This is a genomic window from Paenibacillus sp. 37 (assembly GCF_008386395.1).
Lineage (GTDB): Bacteria > Bacillota > Bacilli > Paenibacillales > Paenibacillaceae > Paenibacillus > Paenibacillus amylolyticus_B.
This window is the reverse complement of record NZ_CP043761.1, coordinates 5,593,057-5,613,368: the sequence shown is the minus strand read 5'-3', so window position 1 is coordinate 5,613,368 and position 20,312 is coordinate 5,593,057. Positions and strand designations below refer to the sequence as shown.

At 47.6% G+C, this 20,312-nt stretch carries 15 protein-coding genes and 1 other annotated feature; all 15 genes read left to right on the top strand.

The features are described from left to right. The 15 genes from lon (at position 1) to F0220_RS23970 (ending at position 20,304) form a co-directional block, all read left to right on the top strand. Complete coding sequence (gene lon, locus F0220_RS24045; RefSeq protein ID WP_091011872.1) at positions 1 to 2,340, top strand: endopeptidase La; 2,340 nt, start codon at positions 1 to 3, stop codon at positions 2,338 to 2,340. 157 nt (positions 2,341 to 2,497) lie between these two features. Next, positions 2,498 to 3,154 (top strand): ribosome biogenesis GTP-binding protein YihA/YsxC, encoded by a 657-nt coding sequence (gene yihA, locus F0220_RS24040; RefSeq protein WP_219845154.1) that lies wholly within the window; start codon positions 2,498 to 2,500, stop codon positions 3,152 to 3,154. Between the two features lie 267 nt (positions 3,155 to 3,421). Next, on the top strand, positions 3,422 to 4,009 hold the full coding sequence (locus F0220_RS24035; RefSeq protein ID WP_091011875.1) for a non-ribosomal peptide synthetase module: 588 nt from the start codon (positions 3,422 to 3,424) through the stop codon (positions 4,007 to 4,009). Positions 4,010 to 4,345: 336 nt separating this feature from the next. Further along, the gene (gene speD, locus F0220_RS24030) at positions 4,346 to 4,747 is read left to right on the top strand and encodes an adenosylmethionine decarboxylase (RefSeq protein WP_091011877.1); all 402 of its coding nucleotides are present in this window, start codon (positions 4,346 to 4,348) and stop codon (positions 4,745 to 4,747) included. A gap of 343 nt (positions 4,748 to 5,090) precedes the next feature. Further along, on the top strand, positions 5,091 to 6,476 hold the full coding sequence (gene hemA / locus F0220_RS24025) for a glutamyl-tRNA reductase (RefSeq protein WP_091011879.1): 1,386 nt from the start codon (positions 5,091 to 5,093) through the stop codon (positions 6,474 to 6,476). 14 nt (positions 6,477 to 6,490) lie between these two features. Further along, a complete protein-coding gene (gene ccsA, locus F0220_RS24020) occupies positions 6,491 to 7,318 on the top strand; it encodes a cytochrome c biogenesis protein CcsA (protein ID WP_373419789.1) in 828 nt (275 codons plus the stop codon). A 5-nt stretch (positions 7,319 to 7,323) separates the two neighbouring features. Continuing rightward, the gene (locus tag F0220_RS24015) at positions 7,324 to 7,974 is read left to right on the top strand and encodes a precorrin-2 dehydrogenase/sirohydrochlorin ferrochelatase family protein (protein WP_105601132.1); all 651 of its coding nucleotides are present in this window, start codon (positions 7,324 to 7,326) and stop codon (positions 7,972 to 7,974) included. A gap of 2 nt (positions 7,975 to 7,976) precedes the next feature. Then, positions 7,977 to 8,933 carry a hydroxymethylbilane synthase gene (hemC, locus tag F0220_RS24010; RefSeq protein ID WP_036605896.1) on the top strand — a complete coding sequence of 319 codons (957 nt, stop codon included), beginning with the start codon at positions 7,977 to 7,979 and terminating at the stop codon, positions 8,931 to 8,933. 4 nt (positions 8,934 to 8,937) lie between these two features. Next, on the top strand, positions 8,938 to 10,500 hold the full coding sequence (cobA, locus tag F0220_RS24005) for a uroporphyrinogen-III C-methyltransferase (RefSeq protein ID WP_091011884.1): 1,563 nt from the start codon (positions 8,938 to 8,940) through the stop codon (positions 10,498 to 10,500). 102 nt (positions 10,501 to 10,602) lie between these two features. Next, entirely contained in the window at positions 10,603 to 11,604 is a 1,002-nt protein-coding gene (gene hemB / locus F0220_RS24000; RefSeq protein WP_105601130.1) for a porphobilinogen synthase, read from the top strand. A 26-nt stretch (positions 11,605 to 11,630) separates the two neighbouring features. After that, positions 11,631 to 12,935, top strand: a complete 1,305-nt coding sequence (hemL, locus tag F0220_RS23995; RefSeq protein ID WP_091011888.1) for a glutamate-1-semialdehyde 2,1-aminomutase — start codon at positions 11,631 to 11,633, stop codon at positions 12,933 to 12,935. Next, the gene (locus F0220_RS23990; protein WP_091011890.1) at positions 12,932 to 13,840 is read left to right on the top strand and encodes an RluA family pseudouridine synthase; all 909 of its coding nucleotides are present in this window, start codon (positions 12,932 to 12,934) and stop codon (positions 13,838 to 13,840) included. Before hemL ends, F0220_RS23990 begins: the two co-directional genes overlap by 4 nt. Positions 13,841 to 14,145: 305 nt before the next feature. After that, positions 14,146 to 15,678, top strand: a complete 1,533-nt coding sequence (locus F0220_RS33020) for a LysM peptidoglycan-binding domain-containing protein (RefSeq protein WP_223199766.1) — start codon at positions 14,146 to 14,148, stop codon at positions 15,676 to 15,678. A gap of 155 nt (positions 15,679 to 15,833) precedes the next feature. After that, positions 15,834 to 16,115: a binding site (T-box leader), on the top strand. 67 nt (positions 16,116 to 16,182) lie between these two features. Continuing rightward, on the top strand, positions 16,183 to 18,849 hold the full coding sequence (locus F0220_RS23975) for a valine--tRNA ligase (protein ID WP_105601129.1): 2,667 nt from the start codon (positions 16,183 to 16,185) through the stop codon (positions 18,847 to 18,849). Positions 18,850 to 18,927: 78 nt separating this feature from the next. After that, positions 18,928 to 20,304: a bifunctional folylpolyglutamate synthase/dihydrofolate synthase gene (locus F0220_RS23970; RefSeq protein ID WP_091011917.1), complete on the top strand. Its 1,377-nt coding sequence runs from the start codon at positions 18,928 to 18,930 to the stop codon at positions 20,302 to 20,304. The last annotated feature ends 8 nt before the right edge of the window (positions 20,305 to 20,312 follow it).

Here is a 20,312-nt window from a genome sequence, read left to right as displayed (position 1 = left end):
ATGGGACCGAGCAAAGCGAAAGGTCGTCGTTTTCCTTTACTGCCTTTAAGAGGACTTCTCGTCTACCCGAGTATGGTACTGCATCTCGATGTGGGCCGGGAGAAATCGGTCAAGGCTTTAGAAAAAGCGATGGTAGAAGAACATCTGATTCTCCTATGTTCCCAAGCCGAAGTAAATATTGAAGAACCAACACAAGAGGACATTTTCAGAATCGGAACCGTGGCCAAGGTCAGACAGATGCTGAAGCTTCCGAACGGTACGATTCGTGTACTCGTTGAAGGCTTGGAACGGGCTGAAATTATTGAATATACGGACAACGAGGAATATTATGAAGTACTGGCTAAAGAGCTGCCTGAAGAGGAGAATACCCATCCGGAGACGGATGCCTTGATGCGTACCGTTCTGAACCAGTTCGAGAATTATATTAATCTGTCCAAAAAAGTGACACCAGAGACACTCGCAGCGGTGTCTGACATCGAAGAACCAGGGCGTCTGGCCGATGTCATCACAAGTCACCTGTCCTTGAAGATCAAGGATAAACAGGAAATTCTGGAGACCATCGACGTTCGGGAACGTCTGGAGAAATTGCTGGATATCCTGAACAATGAGCGCGAAGTGCTGGAGCTTGAACGCAAGATCAGCCAACGTGTGAAGAAACAGATGGAGAAAACGCAGAAGGAATATTATTTGCGCGAGCAGATGAAAGCGATCCAGAAAGAACTGGGTGAAAAAGAAGGCCGTGCGGGTGAGGTCGAGGAACTTCGCACTCAGATGGAAGAACTCGGCTTGCCGGACAAGGTGAAAGAAAAGGTCGAGAAAGAAATTGATCGACTGGAGAAAATGCCTGCAAGTTCAGCCGAGGGCGGAGTCATTCGCAACTACGTGGATTGGCTGCTTGGCCTTCCTTGGAGTCAGATGACAGCGGATGATCTGGATATCCAAAAAGCCGAAGATGTGCTCAATGCAGATCATTACGGACTGGAAAAGCCGAAAGAACGTGTGCTTGAATATCTGGCTGTCCAGAAGCTCGTCAAGAAACTCAAAGGGCCAATTCTCTGTCTGGTTGGACCTCCAGGGGTCGGTAAAACATCACTTGCTCGTTCGATCGCCAGATCGCTGGGTCGGGAGTTTGTAAGAATATCTCTTGGCGGCGTGCGGGATGAAGCCGAGATTCGTGGTCACCGACGCACCTATGTAGGGGCTATGCCTGGGCGTATCATTCAGGGGATGAAAACGGCAGGTTCACTTAACCCGGTATTCCTGCTGGACGAGATTGATAAGATGGCTTCAGATTTCCGCGGAGATCCTTCTGCAGCATTACTTGAGGTACTTGATCCGGAACAAAATAATACGTTTAGTGATCATTTTGTCGAATTGCCGTTTGACTTATCCAACGTTATGTTTATAACAACTGCCAACACGGTACACAATATTCCGCGTCCATTGCTGGATCGGATGGAAATGCTCAACATCCCTGGTTATACGGAACTGGAGAAGCTGCAAATTGCGAAAAACTATTTGTTGCCCAAACAGAAGCAGGACCATGGTCTGGAAGAAGAGCAGTTGGAAATCCCGGATGACGCGTTGTTGCGTGTAATTCGTGAATATACACGGGAGTCAGGTGTGCGTAATCTGGAACAGCAAATGGCTTCGTTGTGCCGGAAAGCTGCCAAGAACATCGTATCGGGTGTGGAAGGTCAGATTAACATCTCATCCGATGAGATCAAAGACTACCTTGGACCTGGCAAGTTCCGTTATGGTATGGCCGAACTGGAAGATCAGATTGGTACCGTAACGGGTCTGGCGTGGACTGAAGTGGGTGGGGATACCCTTATCATTGAAGTGACTGTTGTGCCTGGAACAGGTAAATTGACTCTCACAGGTAAACTGGGGGATGTCATGAAGGAATCGGCACAAGCCGCATTCAGTTACACCCGTTCCAAAGCTACACAGCTTGGAATTTCGCCTGACTTCCATGAGAAGAACGATATCCATATCCACGTTCCGGAAGGAGCGATTCCGAAGGATGGTCCATCTGCCGGGATTACGATGGCAACAGCGTTAATCTCAGCCTTGACGAACAAACATGTGTCCAAGGATATCGCGATGACTGGTGAAATAACACTGCGTGGACGTGTGCTGCCGATCGGTGGTCTGAAAGAGAAATCACTGGCAGCCCATCGTGCCGGCTATAAAAAAATATTATTGCCCAAGGATAACGAACGGGACCTGCGTGACATTCCAGACAGCATCAAGGAAGATGTGGAGTTTGTCCCTGTAGCCCATATGGATCAGGTATTGCAGCATGCACTTGTTGAGCAGACAGGAATTCACCTGTAATCCACTTATCCGAAAGGTTCGTATGAAGATTAGACCGTTCTGCGGAGGCTTCGGCGTCCGCTGGAACGGTTTTTTTGGTATGATAGAACAATCCATGGCATAATACCTTCAACAGGTGATGCATAAGCACAGGCGTTCAAGAGAGGAAAGATACAATATGAAAGTAAATCAATCTGAATTTATTATCAGTGCCGTTCGGCCTGAACAATACCCTGAGGACGGTCTGCCAGAGATTGCTTTGGCTGGACGCTCCAATGTGGGGAAATCTTCCCTGATCAACCGTTTGATCAATCGTAAAAATTTGGCTCGGACGAGCTCAACTCCGGGTAAGACACAGCAACTCAACTATTATAAAATTAATCAAGATCTCTACTTCGTCGATTTCCCGGGATATGGCTACGCCAAAGTTTCTAAAGAGCAGCGTTTTGCCTGGGGTAAAATGATGGAGAAATACCTGCTCGGACGCGAGGAATTGAAACTGGTCATGCAGATGGTGGATATGAGACATGAGCCATCCAAGGATGACAAGATGATGAATGAGTGGCTTCGTCATAACGGATTGCCTTTGGTTGTCGTAGCGACCAAGATGGACAAGATTCCAAAAACACGCAGAGCCAAACATATCAAAGTCATTAAGGAATCACTGGGTCTTCGTTCAGGGGATTTGTTTGTACCGTTTTCATCCGAAGAGGGATTGGGGAAAGAAGAGTTATGGGACATCATAACCCGGCATGCTCAGATAGATAAGTATGCACCAGTGCTGGATGCAGAGGGTGCTTCTGATGAGGAAGAAACCAACGAAATTAACGGATAACCGAGATAGTATATCGTTTTAGTGCAGGAAAGTGAGCATGCTAAGTGAATCTTTGATGAGATCCAGATTAATCCGGTTTTTTATGGAATTTCGTGAGAATTCATCATCTGGGTCTGGAGAAAAATAACGTTAGGGTAGTGTATAATGAGCATAGGTGCATATTGCCAACAGTACCAAAATTACCGGCCATGCCGGCCTGAAGAATTTTGAGATAACTGCTACATGTGCAGGAAGGCAAAACAATCGGGAAAGAATTGAGGGATTTGTATGGCTCAGCGGTTAGCCACAGAGTATGTGAAGGCCACTATAAAATTGTCAGAACCCCAGATGCATCAGTTTTTGCGCATGACAGAAGACGGCAGGCTTCATCACCGGGTTAAGGTGTTGGACAATGGTTGTCAGGAGGTTGTGCTGGGAGATGTAAGTGGAGAAGAAGTGCATTTCCCTTTTGACCGCATAGAAGGGTTTTATATCTGTGAGTTATCTTGCCGGCTGGTGAATCTGCATCTGACCAACGTTGTCCGGAAGCTCTTTGTGACTTTTAAAGGTGACGGGGTCGTTCATCGGATCTATAAAGGGTTCACCATGACGTATGTTTATGCGCAAGGCACTGTCCGCAAAATTGTGGAGAAGACCGGGGAGAACACCCGAGTGATCTATGAATACAAAAATACGTTGCTTGAATTGCAACATCTGTTCCAGGCCAGAGATGTAGAACGCGAAATCAACCGTGTGTATGCCGAGATCGATTCACTGCTGGACACTAGAAAAGATGCGACTGCTGATCAGCTCCATCAGATTGATGAGACCCTTGCTCGCCATCAAAAACGGTTGTTTGAGCTTGAAGCTTATTAGCTTAAAATTTTATGTTTATAAACGTATATGTATATAATGAATTCCCTTGTATCTTCCGGGCAGTGGCACTCGCCAATGTGGAGGTTTTCAGGGGGATTTTTTGATGTGAGATCGAATATGCCGAATTGAAAATATTTATTTTACAATCTTCTGGAAAAGGGTTGATTTCACTCTGATTCAATGTTATTTTTAATCTCGTTGAAAACAATATAGGAACCAGGATTCACTCAGGACATTATATGTTGCGAGAGATTTTTCCCTCGGGAAGTGAATGACGTAGGTCCTAGCGGATGAAATTCTTCAAACATTTTATTCCTAGGAAGGGGGAACCGAAGGATGGAATATTCAACTTTCGGAAGACACGTTGCTGTTGATACTTGGGGTGTCGACTTTAATCTACTGAACAATGCAGAGTATCTGGAAGCCCAAATGGTTGAAGCAGCGGAGGCATGTGGCGCGACAGTGATGTCCGTACAATCCAAGCAGTTTGATCCACAGGGAGCGACCGTACTTGTACTATTGTCTGAGAGCCATCTCTCCATTCATACGTATCCTGAGAGAGGTTTTGCAGCAATAGATTGTTACACTTGTGGGGAGACCGTAGATCCACAGCTTGCTATTGACTACCTGGTATCCGTATTAAAGCCTGAAAAAACGTATGCAAAAAAGTTGGTACGTGGATTGGGCGAATTGCAAGTTGAAACACCAGAGATGAACAACCAGACTGAACGGGTTTAAATAAAAAGTATATTGCATATACAATGTTCACATATCGGGATGGACACATAACCTCCCAAACTCTAAATAGTCATGGAATAATTCCATGGCTATTTGTTTTAATATGCGTATCGTTATGAATATTCATAATCGACACTTTTTAACGCATAACGGTGAACTTTGGTGAGACACTACAATAAATGACAGTGCATATGATGATGAACATGGTGATTTCATAAACATTTCATAAAAATGACCCGGTCACGGCTATGATGTGTGATATAATTAACCATGTCAATCATAAATGGATAGACATATGCAGTAAGCACTTTGATTGGAAATTTATTAGGCAGGTGAACTTGCAATGCACATCGTTGTCGTTGGTTTGAATTATCGCACGGCGCCTGTAGAGGTTAGGGAACGATTCACATTTGCAGAAAAGGATTTGTCTGAAGCGCTGCAGCAGCTCAAGCTGACCAAGAGTGTATTGGAAGGTGTAATCGTAGCCACATGTAACCGTACCGAGTTGTATGTTGTGGTGGACCGTCTTCACATGTGTGGTTATTTTATTCGAACATTCATGGAACAATGGTTTAATGTACCACGGGAAGAATTTACGCAACACTTATATATATATGAAGATGATCAAGCCATGCGCCATTTGTTCCGCGTGATCTGCGGACTGGATTCCATGGTCATCGGTGAGACTCAGATACTTGGACAGGTGAAACAGGCTTTTCTTAAAGCACAGGAAGAAAAATCAACAGGTACCTGGTTTAATATGCTGTTCAAACAGGCAGTTACGCTGGGCAAACGGGCACATTCGGAGACTTCCATCGGGGAGAGCGCCGTATCTGTCAGTTATGCTGCTGTTGAACTCGGTAAGAGGATCTTTGGCATGTTCACAGACAAGAAGGTGCTCATTTTGGGTGCTGGCAAGATGAGTGAACTAACCGTGAAACATCTCTATGCCAACGGGGCATCCGAGGTCATCGTGGCGAACCGCACGCTCGCAAGAGCTGAAGAATTGGCAGCCAAATTCCGGGGTACACCTTGTACGATGGAACAGGCATTAGATCGACTTAATGAAGTTGATATTGTAATTAGTTCCACTGGAGCTGAACGTTATGTCATGGATGCAGCAGTGGTACGGGAGAGCATGAAGCGTCGTCAATCTCGTCCATTGTTCCTGATTGATATTGCGGTTCCACGCGATATTGATCCGGCGATAGGTGAATTATCCAACGTATTTCTCTATGACATTGATGATCTGGAAGGAATCGTGGAGAGCAACCTGGAGATGCGTAAGGTGGAAGCTGCCAAGATTGAGAGAATGATTGAGCTTGAGATGGAGGATTATTACCATTGGCTCAAAACGTTGGGTGTTCGTCCCGTTATTCGCGCTTTGCAGGAAAAAGGGGTCTCCATTCATGAAGAAACGATGGATAGCCTGTTTAATAAACTGCCTGAGCTGGATGAACATCAACGTAAAGTCATTCGTCGTTTGACCAAGAGTATTGTGAACCAAATGACGACAGATCCGATTAATCGAATTAAGGAAATGGCAGGCACGAAGCAAGGTGATGAAGCTCTGCGCATGTTTACTCAGATTTTCGCTCTGGAAGATTCAGTAGAGATGGCCGCTGAAAAAGTGAGTCAGAGTGATGCTACAGCTCTGGCGAAACCAGCCGCTCACCTTAACGAAAACCGGCAAGACCCCGTGCCGGCTTATGCTCCGGCAGGCGTATAAGGCGGGTGGGCAGCTTGACCCTTGCTGAACAAGTTTATGAAGCTCTAATCTATATGTATGCCCTGAGCCTACTGTTCTATTTCTCGGACTGCATTCGACGCAATGCGGGGGCGAAGCGGACAGGCACAGGGTTTCTTGTCGTTGTTTGGGGATTGCAGGTAACGCATGTCATACTGCGCATGTGGACTGAAGGCCATTTCCCCATCTATACCACCTTTGATTTTTTGTTTATATTTTCATTCAGTATTGTGCTGATGTCTCTCGTCATGACTCGCATCCAGCGTTCCGAATTTGTGATTTTGTTGCTGAATGTTGTAGGTTTTTCCGTTACGGTATTAAACCGACTGTGGTTTACGGCAGGAGAGATATCACTGCATAACTGGCAAACGGTACATGGATTACTTATTATGCATATTACCTTGGCGAATCTTGGTTTTGCGGCGTTAACCGTTGCTACGGTATTTGCCATGTTATATCTGTTCCTGCACCGTAAGTTGAAGAAAAAAAAGTGGAATGATACGATGCGACGGCTGCCAAGCCTGGAAGTGATCGGTAAGTATATGGATGGTGCTACATTGATAGGTACACCGCTCCTTGGCGTTTCTGTGATGCTTGCCGTATTATCCATTGTGGCGGAAAGACGCTGGATTCTACTCTTGGATCTCAAAGTTATTGCGACAGGTCTTGCTATAGCCATCTATGTGGGTTACTTCGTATCCAAAAGAAGGAAACAGTTCTCTACAATTATCATGGCAAGATGGACACTGATCGGGTACGGATTTGTCATTATAAGTTTTTTATCCAATGCGTATTCAGCGTTTCATCGTTGGACGGGAGAGTGAAGGGGATGGACCGTTACACGCCAATATTTGTGAATACTTCAGGCAAGAAGTGCTGCGTGGTTGGTGGTGGACGTGTTGCCGAACGTAAAATTAAGGGATTACTGCATGCTGAGGCACAGATTACGGTCATTAGTCCGGAGCTTACTCGCGTATTAAAACAACTGCATCATGAATCCCGAATTCAATGGATAGACCGGTCCTACCGCAATGGAGATTTGCGGGGGGCCTTTCTCGTATATGCAGCGACTGACCAATCAGAGGTCAATTCAACTGTGGTTCGGGATGCGGAGGCTGCGGGCATATTGGTGAATGACGCAATGTCTTCGGAGCACAGCAGCTTTATTACGCCAAGCGTGGTAAGGCGTGGGAGATTAAGCATAGCGATATCCACAGCAGGAGCGGGACCGGCAGCAGCTGCGGAGATACGTGCCACACTCGAACGACAGTTCGGGGATGAGTATGAGACGTACCTTGAGTTTTTGCACCAGATGAGGACTGAGGTGAAGTCACGCGTATCTTCTTCAAGTCTCAGAAGTACGTTGCTTCGGCAATTAACTGAAATGCACATATTAGAAGATATTCGTACAGGCCATTTTCGATGGTGGACCGAAGAAGAAATCGGGGACTGGATATCCCGTAATCAGGAGGAAGTGTAGATATGCGTACAATTAAAGTTGGAAGTAGACAGAGCGCGCTTGCGCTAACCCAGACAGGTCATGTCATTCAGGATTTACGCGATATTTGTGAGCGGGAAGGATTAGCTTTTGACTTTGAAGTACATAAGATTGTTACCAAGGGAGATCTCATTCTGGATGTAACGTTGTCAAAAGTGGGAGGCAAAGGTCTGTTTGTCAAAGAGATTGAACAGGCGATGCTTGATCGTACCATTGATATGGCTGTGCATAGCATGAAAGATATGCCCTCCGAGTTACCCGAAGGATTAATCAATGGTGCTATTCCCCGTCGTGCAGATCCACGGGATGCGCTGATCTCCAATGGTGGACTTACTCTGGATCAACTGCCAGAAGGAGCTAGAGTCGGAACAAGCAGTCTGCGCCGGTCGAGTCAATTAAAGGCCTATCGTCCAGATTTGCAATTGGAATCGATTCGCGGCAATATTGATTCCCGTCTGCGGAAGCTGGAGACCGAAGGATTCGATGCGATTATTCTGGCAGCTGCAGGATTGTACCGTATGGGCTGGGAAGACCGAATCACAGAGTACCTGACGGAAACAGCTTGCCTTCCGGCCGTAGGTCAAGGCGCGCTTGGTATCGAATGTCGTGAAGACGATGAGGAACTATTGCACTTGCTGCAGCTGTATAACGATCCCGAGACAGCATTTCCTGTACAGGCGGAACGCCGTTTTCTCAGTGTATTGAATGGGGGCTGCCAGGTTCCGATCGGTGCTCATGCGGTGTGGGTGCCTCAGCAAGATGCAGATTCCCTGAATGGTGAAAACACGTTACAATTAACAGGTATGGTCGGCACGCCGGATGGTGGACTGATTCTTAAGGAAGCTATGATCGGCAAGGACCCGGTTCGTCTGGGTGAAGAAGTGGCTTGGAGATTGATCGAACGGGGAGCAGAGCAGATACTGGCAGAAGTTAGGGGATGAAGACATGGTGGGAAAGGTCTTTTTGGTAGGGGCAGGTCCTGGGGATGCAAAGCTGATTACGGTAAAAGGGTGGGAATCCATCGGTAAAGCTGATGCTGTAGTCTATGATCGTTTGGCAAGTCCGAGATTGTTGAAACAAATGAAACCCGGCGCAGTCAAGATTTACGTGGGCAAACGCCCGGATCGGCATACGATGAAACAGGAAGAGATCAATCAACTGTTAGTTGATCTGGCGCTTGAAGGCAAGGTTGTAGTTCGACTTAAAGGTGGCGACCCGACGATCTTTGGACGTGTAGGCGAAGAGGCGGGTTTGCTGCACAAAAACGGAATTCCGTTTGAGATTGTACCTGGGGTTACCGCTGCAATAAGTGTACCTGCGTATGCCGGAATTCCTGTGACTCATCGTGACTATGCATCTTCCATCTCTATTATTACGGGGCACGAGAGTCCGGACAAGCTTGATCGCAGTATCCATTGGGATAAAGTGACGAATGCAACGGGCACACTTGTATTTATGATGGGGGTTGCCAAAATTGGATATATCAGCGAACAATTGATTCGTCATGGTCGTCCAGCGCAAACACCGGTAGCTCTGATTCGTTGGGGAACACGAGCGGAACAGGATACCCTTACAGGTACCCTTGAAGATATAGAAGCGAAAGTAATCGCAGCCAATTTCCAACCACCAGCTGTTATTGTGGTGGGAGATGTCGTCAATCAGCGGGAACAGTTGAAATGGGCAGAAGCGCTGCCGCTGTTTGGCAAACGAATTCTGGTAACCCGTGCTCGCAGTCAGGCGAGTGAACTGGTGAATCGCATTGAGGAACTTGGCGGCGAACCGTATGAGTTTCCGGTCATTGAGACGGTCATGCCGTCCAGTGAATCTGCGCAGCAAAGTGTCAAAGACGCCTTCAGTGCTTTAAATACCTATGACTGGGTGTTTTTCACAAGTGTGAACGGCGTGGAGTTTTTCTTCCGCCATCTGGAACAGGAAGGCAAGGATATTCGCTCGATTCATCAAGCGAGAATTGCTGCCGTAGGACCTTCCACAGCAGATGCTTTGCGCAAACATGGCATCATTGCAGAGGTTGTCAAAGGTCCTTTCCAGGCCGAAGGCATGCTTGAGGCTTTTGAAAGTGAATTGAAGGAAGGTCAGAGAGTATTGCTCCCGCACGGTGATCTTGCACGTACATGGTTACGTGATCAGTTGAGAGAACGGGGACTTCAAGTCACCGAAGCCATCACCTACGATACGATCCTCGCTGGTGAGGATGATGACGAACTGCTTAAGCTGCTTGAAGAAGGTGGTATTCATGCGGTGACCTTTACAAGTTCATCGACGGTTACCAATTTCATGAGTATATTGAAACGTATGGGATTGCAAGATCCACTGCCTTTATTGAAAGATGTGGAGGTTGCGTGTATCGGACCTGTTACAGCGAAGACGGCAGAAGCCGCTGGACTAAAGGTTACACTGATGGCAGAGGAAGCAACGATGGATAGCTTGATCACAGTGCTATGCGACTGGAAACGGACAGGCACCAAAGAAGGCGCTCTTCGAAATTAATACACATGTAATCATGTCAACATATGAAGCGTGCTGAATTCGATAGGATACCAGCGCGCTTCCCTTTTTGCTCTATTTAACTTTCAGGGAGGTTTTACACGTATGAGTTTTCCAATTATACGGCATCGCCGTTTACGCCAATCCACAGGTATTCGCAATATGGTCAGAGAGACCCATCTAACCGTGGATGACTTTATTCAACCGATCTATGTGACGTATGGAGAAAATGTAAAATCCGAAATTAAATCCATGCCTGGCGTATTCCGCTTCTCGTTGGATCGTCTTCAGGAGGAAGTAACGGAAATTGCCGAGCTGGGAATTCCAGCCGTGTTATTGTTCGGTATTCCGGAGACGAAGGACAGTGTGGGTTCATCTGGCTTCGCTGAAAATGGCATTGTGCAGGAAGCGACGAGATTGATCAAATCCTGGTACCCGGAATTGCTGGTTGTTGCGGATACTTGTCTGTGTGAATTCACGGATCACGGTCACTGCGGTATGGTACACACCGTGGAGATTGACGGCCACATCTGCGGAGATGTATTAAATGATGAATCACTGGAGCTACTCGTGCAAACGGCAGTATCTCAAGCCAAAGCAGGAGCGGACATTATTGCACCATCCAACATGATGGATGGATTTGTACAAGCGATCCGCGCCGGGCTGGATGAGAATGGATTCAGTCATATTCCGATCATGTCCTACTCTGTTAAATATGCATCCGCATTTTATGGTCCATTTCGTGAAGCAGCAGATTCCACACCACAATTTGGAGACCGTAAGTCCTATCAGATGGACCCGGCGAACGCGCGTGAAGCCTTGCGTGAAGCAGAGACGGATGTGCTCGAAGGAGCGGACATGTTGATGGTAAAACCATCCCTTTCCTATCTGGATGTTATGCGCACGATTAAGGATCAATTTGATCTTCCGCTTGTTGCCTATAATGTAAGTGGCGAGTATGCCATGGTGAAGGCGGCGGCGATTCAAGGCTGGATCGATGAGAAAAAAGTTGCCATGGAAATCCTGCTCAGCATGAAACGCGCGGGTGCAGATATGATCATTACCTACTACGGAAAAGACGCTTCACGCTGGTTGGCTGAGAAATAAAATAAATTATATTAAGGAGGATATTCATGACTGCACAACAAGGTAATCGACGCAATGATGAGCGCTCACGCAGCGCCTTTGAGGAAGCTAAGCAGTACATACCCGGGGGTGTGAACAGCCCTGTACGCGCATTCAAATCGGTGGGACTTACTCCGATCTATGCAGAACGCGGCGAAGGGTCCAAAATCTACGATATTGATGGCAATGTTTTTATTGACTATGTGGGATCGTGGGGCCCACTCATTATGGGACATGCTCACCCTGATGTTGTAGAAGCTTTGCGTGAGACAGCCCTCAAAGGAACAAGCTTTGGTGCGCCTACCTTGCTGGAGACCGAGATGGCAAAACTGGTCTGTGAGCGTGTGCCTTCTATTGATATCGTGCGGATGGTTAATTCCGGTACGGAAGCAACGATGAGTGCCATTCGACTGGCACGCGGGGTAACCGGACGCAGTAAAATTCTGAAGTTTGAAGGATCATATCATGGACATGCGGACAGCTTGCTGATCAAGGCGGGGTCAGGTGTTGCAACACTGGGTCTACCGGATAGTCCAGGTGTACCTGAAGGTGTAGCTGTGAATACAATTACGGTACCTTATAACGATCTGGAGTCCGTGAAGCTTGCTTTTGAACGTTATGGTGAAGAACTGGCCGCTGTTATTGTGGAGCCTGTAGCAGGTAACATGGGGGTTGTTCCTCCGGCTTCCGGTTTCCTTGAAGGCCTGCGCAGTTTAACTACCCAATATGGCAGCCTGCTTATTTTTGACGAAGTCATGACCGGTTTCCGCGTAGGGTTGAACTGTGCTCAGGGACGGTATGGGGTTACACCTGACCTGACTTGTCTGGGTAAAGTTATCGGTGGCGGACTCCCGGTTGGTGCTTATGGTGGCCGTCGAGATCTGATGGAACAGATTGCTCCAACAGGACCGATCTATCAGGCGGGTACACTTAGTGGGAACCCGCTGGCTATGGCAGCAGGATATACCACGCTCAAATTGTTAACACCAGAGGTCTATGATCGTCTGGAGACATTGTCTGCACGTCTGCAAGCCGGATTCGAGAAAAATGCAGCTGAGACGGGTATTGCGATAACCATTAACCGTGTGGGTTCCATGGTTTGTCCATTCTTCAGTGCCGTTCCAGTAACCAATTATGATATTGCCAAAGAAAGCAATCTGGATCAATTCCGTCGTTATTTTGCGGCCATGATTGATCATGGTGTGAGTGTTGCACCTTCGCAATACGAAGGCATGTTTGTCTCTGGTGTGCACACAGAGCAGGATATTGACGATACGATTGAGGCGAATCGTAAAGCTCTTCAATCACTATGACCATCAAAAGTTGGAAACGCCGCGGGGAATGGCTTGAGCTGATGCCAGGGAAAGCCGTAACAGGCAGTTTGGACAAACCGATAGCCGCAGAGCAATGGTTATTGTCTGAACTTCAGTTTCCGGAGAAACTGCTTCGTCAGCTGAAAGCAAACCAAGGAATACAACTTGCAGGGGACCGGCTTCGGCTGGCCCTTTTTGCGTCCCAGCCAATCGATGTTGAGCCACGCTGGGCTGATGTGGATGTATTGTATGAGGATGATTTCTGTCTGGTTATGCACAAACCGGCAGGTATGAAACTGCATCCAGATGGAAGCCGTACCGATCAGGCCATCACGCTGGATCATGTGGTTGCCTCCTATTATGAAATGAACGGAATACAGGCGAGCGTTCGCCATGTTCATCGACTGGATGAGGATACAACCGGACCTGTTCTGTATGCCAAAAATGCTTTTGCTCTAGCCAAACTGGATGAAGCGATGCGTCGCAAAGAGATTGGTCGCCATTATATAGCCATTGCAGGTGGACAAATCCCCCTTGAACTCCACAAAATTGATGCTCCGATTGGTAAGGATAGACATCACAAGCAGCGCAGACGAGTCTCGGAAGGTGGACAGGAAGCTGTTACTCGTGTGGAGATCGTTGAAGTGTGGGAACGAGCAACCCTTGTGCGATTAAAGCTGGATACAGGACGAACACACCAAATTCGTGTACACCTGAGTTACGCGGGACATCCGCTTATTGGTGATGCGTTGTATGGAGGTAGAGCGGATGCCATTGGACGACAAGCACTTCACGGAGAGATGCTTAAGTTTGGTCATCCGTTAACCGGAGCGATGATTGAAGTGAATGATCCTTGGCCATCCGATTTCACACAATTGGCAGAACGTGAAAAGGTGTATTCATAAATGATATAGAGCGAACTTTAATAGTTACACGAGAACGGAGAGGACAGAAATAACGTGAAGAAGCGGAGCGTTCGCCTAAAAGCTTTCTGAAAGAAAGCTGCATCGGAAGCATATGCTTCGCCGTTATCCCCGGATCTGCTCTTTGAAGAAGGGAATCAAAAAAAATCTGGGGATACAAGGTTTTTCAAAAGGTGGCATGCTCATCTCATTCAAGGCATATAGATGGGGTAACGAAGGATTTGGACCATGGATCAGTCCCATGAGAAGGATCATGGTGAACATATGCCGAAAGGAGGACGCCACCTTTGTTGAATCAACCTTATGGTTTGCGGTTCGATATTTATGAGCGCGTTCATTTGTCTGAGGGAGTCCCTGCGATTGAGGAATTGGAGGAAATTGAACTATACCCGCGCATTCAAGTCATAGGGCAGGATGATCATGCCACGTTAAGAGGGCATCTTTTGCTTACAGGTGCGTACAGAGGAGAAAATGAGGCTTCAGAGGAGCTCAAACATTTCATTCCCGTGGAGATCACAGTGCCTCTGAACCGGGTCAGATCGATTGAGGATATTTCCATCGAGATCGAAAATTTTGACGTGGATCTGTTATCCAATCGTAGTCTGAATATTACTGGCGTGTTGTCGCTGCGAGGCATCGAGGGCTTTCCTGTTGAAGAGCCACAAGTTTGGTCAGCAGATGAATTTACGGTAGTCCACTCACCGGATGCTCAGCAATCCAACCGTTCCGATGAAGCAGAACAGACAGGTAGCGACCCCAACACATTTGCACAAGAGTATCTGCTCCAGCGGAGTGAGGAAGAGAGACTTGCGAATGCAGCAGAACTTGCATATGGTGCCCCGGAATATCATCAGGAATATGCGAACTTATCATCGGCCGAGTCACTTCAATCTGAGGAGCAAAGTGCGGAGTATGCTAACGAAAACAGACAACCTGATGCAGACGAAGATCCCGCATCTCTGACAGAGAATGGAGATGAATTGGCATCCCATGAGCAATACAGCGAACCTTCTCCGATCTCGTCATTTATGGCTGAGACCGCTGATCGGTTAGCTTCTTACCCTGAGTCGGAACCAGTGCTGCCTCTGGAAGAAGAGTCTTTAGCGTGGTCCGAGCCTTCTGGGGATGCATTGCCTGAGGAGCCTAGAAATTCAGATCAAGTAGTCCCAGAGCCTACTGCTCAATCATCTAATGAGTTTGCAGCACCAGATGTACCGGACGCACCAGATGTATGGCATTTCGAATCAGCGAGATCTGTACCTCAGCAGGAGAATCAGGCAGTTGATGTTCCGGTTGAACCACAGGCGGAGAACTGGCAAGGTGTATTCGGTTCGTCCGAAGCAGGCAATGCAGAGGAAGAACGTCCGTCTTTTGAAGCGACTGGGGTAGATGAGTTTGTGCAGAACGAAGCATTTGTTCCTGAACCTGTTGCTGAGACGGAAGACAAGCCGGAGTTGAAGGTTGCTTTTGGCAGCAAAAAGGAATCCGCACCACGACAAGAGGAGGGTGTAGGTATCTCTTCCTTGTTATCCTCTGGCAGATCAGCACGCGATGCTGAAGTGGAGAGAGGCGAAGAGCTTCCAGCCGGTGTGATACAGGAAGAAACGTATGCACCTGAGGATGTGGAATGGAAGAATCTGTTCCTGGGAACGATCGTGGACCAGACGCCATTCCGTAAGGTGAAACTGTGTATCGTCCAGCGGGAAGATACACTGGATGCCATTGCAGATCGATACCAATTGAGCACGAGGGAACTTCAGTTGTATAACCGATTATCTGAACAAGTTGTGGAAGAAGGTCAGATATTGTACATCCCTTAATCCGTAGTTAAAGCCTTCGTTACGACCCGTGATCCCCTTGAGGATTGCGGGTTTTTGCATGTTTCGTCCTAAACCTGCATTCCAGCGCTCTTTATCCGCTGTTGTCAGGTTGACTATCGCGCACGAGCAAGGTATGATGTGTGTAGGTTTTTTGAAGAACAACGTGGAACGGGAGTAGTAGACAGTATGACCTTTCAGAGAGTGGAATTGCAACGCTGTGAGATTCCGCAGGAACCAACTGATCGAAGTCGCCCGGGAGTTGCCTGTTTGAATACAAGGGATAAATGAGATTTATCGTCATTTATTTCTGAGGTAGGATGGGCCGGTAGCAGCCGTTATCTGCTTGAAGTGTCACGTCATGTACAGAGGGTGAAGTCTATCTTGCTGTTGGCGTGAAACAAAGGTGGTACCGCGAAAGCTAACCTTTCGTCCTTTGATGGATGAAAGGTTTTTTTTGTTTTTTTTGGCGAAGATGATGAAGATGAAGTAACGGAGGAATGACACATGTCTGAGGAAAAAAAATCAGCTGCAACAGAAATGCCGACCACTTACGATCCTAAAGCGGCAGAGGACAAATGGTACTCCACCTGGATGGAGCGCGGATATTTCAAAGCCGGTCAACGTAAAGATGCCGAACCGTATACGATTGTAATTCCACCCCCAAATGTGACCGGGATGCTGCACATCGGGCATGCGCTCGACTTTACACTACAGGATATTCTGATCCGCACCAAACGGATGCAGGGTTATGATGCACTGTGGCTTCCGGGTTCCGACCATGCAGGTATTGCTACCCAAACCAAAGTGGAGCAGAAGCTGCGTGAAGAAGGTCTGACCCGTTATGATCTGGGACGTGAGAAGTTTCTGGAGAAAGTATGGGACTGGAAAGATCAATATGCAACTACCATCCGTCAGCAATGGGGCAAAATGGGATTGTCGCTTGATTACTCACGTGAACGTTTTACGCTGGATGAAGGTCTGTCCCAAGCGGTTCGTAAAGTATTTGTTCAACTGTATGAAAAAGGCCTTATTTACCGAGGCAAACGCATCATTAACTGGGACCCGGTGAACCGGACAGCTCTGTCCGACATTGAGGTTGAATATAAAGAGGTTCAGGGTCATTTGTACCATCTGCGGTACCCGCTCAAAGATGGAAGTGGCTACGTTACCGTGGCAACAACGCGTCCAGAAACGATGCTGGGTGATACAGCAGTTGCTGTTCATCCGAAGGATGAGCGCTATGCAGATATGATTGGTAAAGTGCTTGTACTGCCTATCATTGGACGAGAAATTCCAATTATCGCTGATGATTACGTGGATAAAGAATTTGGAAGTGGTGCTGTTAAAATCACGCCTGCGCATGATCCAAATGACTTTGAAGTAGGTCTTCGTCATGACCTGCCTCAGATTACGGTAATGGATGAGAGCGGCACAATGAATGCTGAGGCAGGCAAGTATCAGGGACTGGATCGCAGTGACTGCCGCAAGCAGATTGTTGCTGACTTGAAAGAGCAGGGCGTATTGATCAACATTGAGGATCACACGCATCAGGTTGGACACAGTGAACGTACGGGAGCTGTTGTTGAGCCGTATCTGTCTACACAGTGGTTCGTTGAGATGAAGCCACTTGCAGAGAGAGCGATTAAGAAGCAACAGAGCGGCGAAGGGGTTAATTTTGTTCCAGATCGTTTTGAGAAAACCTATCTGAACTGGATCGAGAACGTTCGTGACTGGTGTATTTCCCGTCAACTGTGGTGGGGACATCGTATTCCGGCCTGGTATGATGAGGAAACGGGTGAAATCATTGTATCTGCTGAAGATCCGACAACGCTGCCAGAGTATGCTGGACGCAAGCTCAGACAGGACGAAGATGTACTCGATACTTGGTTTAGCTCCGGCTTATGGCCGTTCTCCACGCTAGGCTGGCCGGAAGATACGGAAGATCTGAAACGTTATTATCCGACAAGTGTACTTGTGACAGGGTATGACATCATATATTTCTGGGTTGCACGTATGATTTTCACTGCACTGGAATTCACGGATGAGATTCCGTTCAAGGATGTGCTGATGCATGGTCTTGTTCGTGATGCAGATGGACGCAAAATGTCCAAATCATTGGGCAACGGTGTAGATCCGCTGGATGTGATCGAGAAATATGGCGCAGACGCAATGCGTTACATGATCTCAACCAGCAGCACGCCAGGCCAGGATCTCCGTTTCCGTTGGGAACGGGTGGAGCAGGCTCGTAATTTTGCCAACAAGATCTGGAACGCTTCGCGCTTTGCATTGATGAATCTGGAAGGATTCACCTATGAGGAACGTGACATTAGCGGAGAGCTTGGTACAGCGGATTATTGGATTTTGCACCGTCTGAACGAAACTTCCCGCGATATTACGCGTCTAATCGAAGCGTATGAGTTTGGGGAAACGGGTCGTGTGTTGTATAACTTTATCTGGGATGACCTGTGTGACTGGTACATTGAGTTTGCTAAGCTGTCCTTCTATGGGGAAGATCCGGTTGCCAAGAAGAAAACACAATCTGTGCTGGCTTATGTGCTGGATCAGACCATGCGCCTGATTCATCCGTTTATGCCATACATCTCCGAAGAGATCTGGCAGCATCTGCCACATGAAGGTGAGACGATTACGTTGGCAGCATGGCCGGTATATGATCCTGCTCTGGAGAACCCGGAGGCTGTTGCCGAGATGAACCTGCTCATGGATACCATTCGTGCAGTTCGGAACATTCGTGCAGAAGTGAACGTGCCTATGAGCAAAAAGATCGAATTGATGGTAAAAGCAAATAGCCCTGAAGCGTCCAGCATCATCGAACGTAACAGTCATTACATCAAACGTTTCTGTAACACGTCCGAGTTCGATAGTGGGCTGGATCTAAGCTCCCCGGATAAGGCGATGACTGCAATCATCACAGGGGCAGAACTATACTTGCCGCTGGCTGGTCTTATTGATATCGAACAGGAAGTGGCTCGCCTGGAGAAAGAGTTACAGAACCTTGAGGGCGAAGTACTCCGTGTGGAGAAAAAGCTGTCGAATCAAGGCTTTGTTGCCAAAGCGCCTGCCAAGGTTATTGAGGAAGAGCGCGCCAAGCAAGCAGACTATTCCGATAAACGGGATAAAGTGATTGCACGAATCAAGGAACTGAAAGGCTAATATATTTGGGTCGGATGGAGAGCCATTATGCCATCCGGCCGCTTTTTTCACTCAAACTCGGGACCGAAGGTGAATCAGATGACGGAATTAGACGGGACAGATGCAGCAGCTCCTTTACTTACGTATAACGAGGCCGTGGACTGGATCAATGGCCTTATTCCTTTTGGCATTCGACCTGGATTGGAACGAATCGAGAGTCTGATGTCTATGTTAGGCAATCCTCACCAACGTCTCAAATTTATTCACGTCGCGGGAACGAACGGCAAAGGTTCGACTTGCGCTTTTTTGACGTCAGTGCTTCTTCAGGCTGGATATGATGTGGGTACCTTTACGTCGCCTTATATCACCAAGTTTACGAACCGTTTTCAATACAACGGCGAGGATATTCCGGAAGAGACTTTGTTGAAGATCTCTAACCGTCTGCGCCCGTTGGTTATGGAAATGGCATCTACTCCGCTTGGTTCCCCAACGATGTTTGAGGTGTCCACGGCTCTCGCGCTTCTGTATTATGCAGAAGAGTGCTACCCTGATGTTGTGGTATGGGAGACGGGGCTGGGGGGAAGGATGGACGTAACGAATATTGTTTCGCCTGTTGTGTCCGTCATCACCAACATTGGTATGGATCACACGGATGTGCTTGGAGATACGATTGAGCAGATTGCTGGAGAAAAGGCAGGCATTATCAAGCCGGGAGTACCCGTTGTGACCTGCGCGACGCAACCTGAAGCTGTGAAAGTGATTCAGGAGAAAGCACAGCAGCTTCAATCAAGCCTGTATTTGGCTGGAGATCAATTCTCTTATCATCGACTGGAGAGTAATGAGAACGGACAATCTTTTCATTTTACCGGCCCGTTTCGTGATCTGGACGTTCGCATACGCATGCAAGGCTCACATCAATGTGACAATGCTGCGGCCGCACTGATGGTGCTTGAATTGCTTAGACAATACATGGCATTTATGCTGGATGACAACGATATTGCACTTGGACTGGAGAATGCTTTCTGGGCAGGAAGATTCGAAAAAGTCGTCGATGAACCCCGAATTGTGCTTGATGGAGCACATAATCCGGAAGGGGCAGAGTCACTGGCCAAGAGCATTGTGGATGTCTATCCGCACAACAAGTTAATTTTGATGATGGGTATGTTGGCAAATAAGCATCACGAAGCGTATTTGCAGCATATACTGCCACTAGTGGATACGCTGATCCTGACCGAGCCAGATTTCCGACGCAAAATGGATGCAGCCGAATTGCTGCAGATTGTCGAACGGGTACGTCCCGCCATTGCGAAGCAGGAACTGGAAATCATCGTCGAGCCCGAATGGGCAAAGGCACTTGATCTATTGAAGTCACGGACGGAAGCGGAAGATCTGGGGGTGGTCTCCGGCACACTGTACCTGATTGCGGATGTGCGGGCAGCCCTTTTGCATCAAACCGATTCTGAAAAAGGTTGGTGAAAGTTTTG